This window comes from Desulfobotulus sp. (assembly GCF_034006065.1).
Classification (GTDB): Bacteria; Desulfobacterota; Desulfobacteria; order Desulfobacterales; family ASO4-4; genus Desulfobotulus.
The window spans coordinates 1-3,761 of record NZ_JAVETM010000095.1 but is presented as its reverse complement, the minus strand read 5'-3'; the positions used below and the strand labels follow the sequence as shown (position 1 = coordinate 3,761).

The following is a 3,761-nucleotide window of genomic DNA, read 5'->3' as shown; positions in this document are numbered from 1 at the left end:
AAGGCTCAAAGGTGTTGCCCGGCCTTGTGGTGGAAAGGATGTGGGGCCGCTCGCCGGAGCGTCCGTAGTAGATGCCTGCGGGGGCCACCTCCTGATATTCCTCGCCCCGCTGGGACATCTCGTTTTTATCGAGAAACTGTTCCGCCATTTCATTGGGATAAGGGGTTTCGATCCACACGGGAAAGGAGGCCGCCACAATGGCGCCCACCACCTCAAAATCCAGATAATCCGAAAGATCCCGGAAAAGCTTCATGGCCGGAGCCAGCGGAGAAATCCCCCGGTACTGATCCGTTCCCTTGGCCACCATACCATGGAAAATCCCCGGCCTGTGGCCCACCCAGGCAGGAACCGGGGTGAAGTCTCCGGCGTTTCGGGCCATCTTCCCGGTTTTTGTGTCCACACCCGCCACCCAGTAGCGCAGGGGCTGACCCATGGGGCCGATCTCAATGCCATCCCGGAAGGCTCCGCTCTCCTGCCTGTCTGCCGGGGTAAAAACACGGGAAGGGCTGATCTGCTGAAGGGCGAGGGAAAAGGTGCGATTGGGGCCGTCCAGCATCACGGGCTGCTGGAAAAACTCCCCGTGGGTGAAGTAGTCGTACACCGCCAGCAGAGACAGCATCCAGAAGGGCAGACGGCCACGGGCATCCGCTTCCGCCTGCCAGCTTACCCAGGCCAGACGGCAGGCCTCCCGCAGATCCTGGGCCTCATCTTCGGTCATGCCAAGGGCCTTAAAAAAGGGAGAGGGCTGGGGCGTGAGGCCCGTTCCCACAATGTGGGTGGCCATGGAGTCCGATACACTGGCCGCGTGGGGATCGGAACCGATGATGTCCGCTGCCCGGCCCGTGAGAATCTCCCTTTCGCGGGCTTCGGTGAAGCGGGAGAGCTTCTGGCCGTACCACTTGCCAAGGCTTCCCTTGCGGCCTGCACCCTTGCGACTGTAGCCGAAGGTGGTTCCGCCGCTCACGGGGCTGGGCTGGGAAGGCCGGAGATCGAGGTTGCGGATGGCGGGGATGTGGAGGGGGCTTGTCATCGGGCAGGTCTCCCTTGCAGGATGCGGGGTCGGGTGATGGCCATGAGCTTGGCCTTTTCCGTTTCAAAATACTGGAGGCCGGACTGGATGTCCGGCAGGCTGGCCCGTGTGACCTTCATGCCATCCGAGGTGGTGTACTCTTGAGACAGCATGGCTGCGGACAGGGCTTTTTTGAGGTCAGAAACTTTGGCTTCCAGCTCCGGCAGGGTCCAGATGCTTGCTGCGGTCATGGCGGCTCCCTTCATGGAAAAAGTACCCGCAAAAAAAGGGCGGAGTTCTGCGGGAGTATAGGGCCGGGAAGGGGGGCGTTTGCTGTTTGGGGCTTGGATGCGCGTGGATGAATGTTCTTTTTGCCTGATTGGGGCAAGAATTTGCTTGACGGGGGATCAAAACAAAAACCCCCGCACCGGAAAGATGCAGGGGCTTTATTTTATGGGATCAGGAAAGACTTACTTCCCGCTGCCCTGACTCCGGAGAGACTGAACAAAGGCTTCGTGGTGAACTTCCGGGTTCAGCACACAGACCGTCCGGAGGACGTTGTTTACAGACACCACCAGATTCTGGTGAAGCTGGCCCAGGGTGCTTAAGTTTGCCAGCATGGTATTCACCTCCCGGACAAGGTGCCGTGCCAGAAGGATCTGGTCGTCATGGCCATGGGTGATGGCCACGGGAGCGGCAGCACCGTAGCGGCCCGTTTTGCGGATGGCGGGGAGGACTTCCGATGCCACCCAGTTGGTGAACTCTTCGGCGGCGGGTTTGCTGGAGCGGAAGGCCAGCTTGTAGAGGGCGGGTTCGTTGATGAGAACCACATCCTTTTCTTGCTCTCCGTATTCGCCGTGCTGGTTTTTGAGGGTAGTCCGGAAACTCCGGAGTACCCTCCAGCTTTCCGGGATGCTCTGTAATGAATCAGACCCTTTCCATGCAATTTCTAAAGAATCGCAAACATCTTTTGCAACAAACCAGGTTTCCCCGTTTTCGGATAAGGTTCTTACGGTGTGTTTTTCAAATGTGAAATCGAGGGAGTGGTTTTGCTGTGTCATGGCAGGCTCCTTTTGTAATGAAGTTGGAATCCGCCATCCTGAATGCCAAAACAGGGGTGGCGGAGCTATATGGGTTGGCATTACCGGACAAAAGGGAAACCGGCGCTTCCGAAGAAGCCCGCATATAGCTCCGCCATAAGGGTGTGCGAGGGCGCAAAAAATGCGCCTGCATCTTTATGGTGGGCGCCAAGCCCGATTGTTTCCGGGATGCCAATCCCGGCTGTGGTTTTTTGCCGCAGCACGAAAACGATACCCAGCCCGGAATGGAATGTCAAGATGCTGTTTCGGATGACAACAAAAGCGGAAAAATTACGGGAAATGTTTGTCAGGACTTGTCAGGGTGAAATGAGTGGGGTATGGAAAATAATTCGTTTTTTACAGGGGGCAGTGGACGGCATAACTCCTCCGTCTGCGTGTCATACAGATCCGTATAATATTTTTATTATGAAAAGAACCTACAATGAAACTTAGGAAGACTATACAAAGACAGATATTGGACAAGTTAGATAGTACATATTTCACTTCTGATGATTTTGTTATAGATTTCAATAATGAAAATGGCCGTGGAACACTCATAGATATTGAATTTAAACATGACGAGTCGTTTTACTTTCATGTATTTGACCAGGACAGAAACTATTATATAGCAATGAGTCCTGGCGAAATAGCAGAGGAAGATCACCTTGAACTTGGCTCAATTGATGAAATACTTAACGAGATATTAAGATGGGCTAATGAGGTAAGGCATGAGTTAAAGGCAATAGGCCCTCATTTCGATCAAATAGAAAGTTTAAAGAAATATGTTCGTGAGCATATCCATATTGACGACTTCTCAGATGAATTCTCCGTATCTGAAATAAATGAATTGAGAAAAAAATTCAAAGAACTGGAAAGTAGAGTTGTAAAACTTGAACAAGATAAAATTATTACAGAAACACAATTAAAGGAGTTTCAACAAGGTATTCGTCAAATATCTTCAGATGTAGAATATTATCCCAAGAAAACTTGGTTAAAGACTGCTCCAAATAAATTAGTTCAGCTTGTAGTTGCCATAGGAAAATCAAATGAAGGTAGGAAAATCATAGCTGATGGAGCAAGAAAATTGCTAGGTTTAGAATAATTCATAACCAATCATTCCACCGGACTCGCTAAAGCTCGCCAGTGAACTCTATATTAGCTCTTTTTGATACAATTTGCGCTATAATTTTTATTTCTCTAAATTTGGAGGTTTCAGGGAAAAGGGGTCACAGGGAAAAGGGGTCAGACCCCTTTCTTCCTTACCCCCCAGACACCAAAAGCGGCCCCCTTCGGGGAGCCGCTTTTCCATGTCTCAACATCCGCCCGTCAGCTTGCCCTTTCGGATCGGAACCCTTCAGTTCAGCCCCAGTTTATCCAGTGGAATGTCCACCTTCTCATGGTTCAGGATTTTTTTCACGGAAGCCACGTCCAGACCGGCAATGCGGGCAATCATGTCTTCGGGCAGGCCCTGTCTGCTGGCGTTCATCACCATGGCGCGGATGCCTTCCTGCCGCCCCAGAATCACACCTTCCTCGCGCCCCAAGACCACACCTTCCTGAATCCCTTTTTCCTTTATATGCTGTGCCAGCATGACCGTATCCTCCTCTTCTGTAATTTCCTGCAAGAGTGCTTCCTTTTCATCCTCGCTGATGGCGGCGTAGGTATCAATGAAA

4 protein-coding genes and 1 pseudogene are annotated in these 3,761 nt (G+C 51.9%); 1 reads left to right on the top strand and 4 read right to left on the bottom strand.

Translation table 11 applies throughout. The features are described from left to right. The 3 genes from RBR60_RS16285 to RBR60_RS16275 all read right to left on the bottom strand — a co-directional run. Nucleotides 1–1,030 (bottom strand): phage portal protein (locus RBR60_RS16285; protein WP_320358755.1); only part of this gene is annotated, 1,030 nt, incomplete at its 3' end. Continuing rightward, complete coding sequence (locus RBR60_RS16280) at nt 1,027–1,260, bottom strand: hypothetical protein (RefSeq protein WP_320358753.1); 234 nt, start codon at nt 1,258–1,260, stop codon at nt 1,027–1,029. The genes RBR60_RS16285 and RBR60_RS16280, both read right to left, overlap by 4 nt. 219 nt (nt 1,261–1,479) lie before the next feature. Beyond that, complete coding sequence (locus tag RBR60_RS16275) at nt 1,480–2,070, bottom strand: Bro-N domain-containing protein (RefSeq protein WP_320358750.1); 591 nt, start codon at nt 2,068–2,070, stop codon at nt 1,480–1,482. A 460-nt stretch (nt 2,071–2,530) separates the two neighbouring features. Between RBR60_RS16275 and RBR60_RS16270 the strand changes: the two genes are divergently transcribed. After that, nucleotides 2,531–3,190, top strand: a complete 660-nt coding sequence (locus RBR60_RS16270) for a hypothetical protein (RefSeq protein WP_320358748.1) — start codon at nt 2,531–2,533, stop codon at nt 3,188–3,190. A 252-nt stretch (nt 3,191–3,442) separates the two neighbouring features. On the opposite strand, the pseudogene RBR60_RS16265 reads toward RBR60_RS16270, so the two are convergent. Further along, nucleotides 3,443–3,761 (bottom strand): annotated as a pseudogene (locus RBR60_RS16265) (hypothetical protein); the annotation flags it as partial.

What these genes read in the sequence shown, in the direction of transcription:
- RBR60_RS16280 (WP_320358753.1), bottom strand. Translation starts at nt 1,260, where the DNA reads ATGACCGCAGCAAGCATCTGGACCCTGCCGGAGCTGGAAGCCAAAGTT.
- RBR60_RS16275 (WP_320358750.1), bottom strand. Translation starts at nt 2,070, where the DNA reads ATGACACAGCAAAACCACTCCCTCGATTTCACATTTGAAAAACACACC.
- RBR60_RS16270 (WP_320358748.1), top strand. Translation starts at nt 2,531, where the DNA reads ATGAAACTTAGGAAGACTATACAAAGACAGATATTGGACAAGTTAGAT.